2 protein-coding genes are annotated in these 1,277 nt (G+C 29.1%); one reads left to right on the top strand and one right to left on the bottom strand.

The features are described 5' to 3' along the window. Positions 1–336: transcriptional regulator Spx (spx, locus tag CN514_RS20505; RefSeq protein WP_098234174.1), on the top strand; the 336-nt coding region annotated here is incomplete at its 5' end. 135 nt (positions 337–471) lie between these two features. On the opposite strand, the gene CN514_RS20500 is transcribed toward spx, so the two are convergent. Further along, positions 472–1,143 carry a TerC family protein gene (locus tag CN514_RS20500; RefSeq protein WP_098234175.1) on the bottom strand — a complete coding sequence of 224 codons (672 nt, stop codon included), beginning with the start codon at positions 1,141–1,143 and terminating at the stop codon, positions 472–474. Positions 1,144–1,277 lie beyond the last annotated feature (134 nt).

Here is a 1,277-nt window from a genome sequence, read left to right as displayed (position 1 = left end):
TGTAATAATATTCCTTATAAAGAAAGAAATATTTTTTCAGAACCATTATCAATTAATGTGATTAAACAAATTTTACGTATGACTGAAAGTGGTACTGATGAAATTATATCAACAAGATCAAAAATTTTCCAAGAATTAAATGTAGACTTAGAAAGTCTTCCTTTACAAGACTTATATGAAATCATTCAGAAATATCCTGGTTTACTTAGAAGACCGATTATTATTGATGAGAAACGTTTACAAGTTGGTTATAATGAAGATGAAATTAGAAGATTTTTACCGCGTTCAGTTCGCACATATCAATTACGTGAAGCGCAACGTTTAGTTAATGAGTAAATCTACGTTTTGAATTGTGAAAAAAATTACAATTCTTGATTAAGATTCTCAATCATATTGAACAAATACTTATTCATATTATATAAAAAGCTGTAAAAAGTTAAATGCATACTTTTTACAGCTTTTTTTTAACAATTAGGATGTTCGCTTACGGTACCGAATATTATTAAAATAGTAACCTATAACAATGGTGAAGATTATACAAGATGAACCGACAATTAATTCCATATCGTTCCGCCCGTTTATATATTGACTGATAAATGGCTCGTCTATTAACATTTTGCTAGCCGTTATTGAAAGAACAGAAGCCCCTACAAAACTCAATATTGGATATCTTTCTAAAAACCATAAAACAATTTTACTTCCCCAAATAATAATTGGAATTGAGATGGAAAGACCTAAAATGACTAATGATGGCTTTCCGTTTGATGCCCCAGCTATTGCTAATACGTTATCAATCCCCATAACTAAATCAGCAAACACAATTGTACGAATTGCGTGGAAAACTGTGTAGTTCTCCTTTATAGAAGGGTTGTCATCCTCCTGAATAATTAATTTGCATGCTATGTACAAAAGTAATATTCCGCCAATTAAATGCAAGAATGGGACTTTAAGGACGTAAATTGCACATATTGTTAGGATAATTCGTAAAACAATTGCGGTAATACTACCGAAAATTATCGCTATGTTACGTTGCTTATATGGTAATTTTCTACATGCTAATGCAATGACAATTGCATTATCCCCACCTAAAACAATGTCTATAATTACAATCATTAAAAAGGACCATATATAATGAAAATCTATCATGAATTCACCTCTCTTATTAAAAGCTTTAAATGATTGTCCTATTATTAATAGGTATATGATGATTTTTAAAAAATAGGTGAATTTTATTTCCAAAATTTTAAATTGTATCATAAAATATAATTGTAGTTACT

Source organism: Bacillus sp. AFS001701 (genome assembly GCF_002559405.1).
Classification (GTDB): Bacteria; Bacillota; Bacilli; order Bacillales; family Bacillaceae_G; genus Gottfriedia.
The sequence above is the reverse complement of the archived record's forward strand: the minus strand, read 5'-3'. Positions and strand labels throughout refer to the sequence as shown.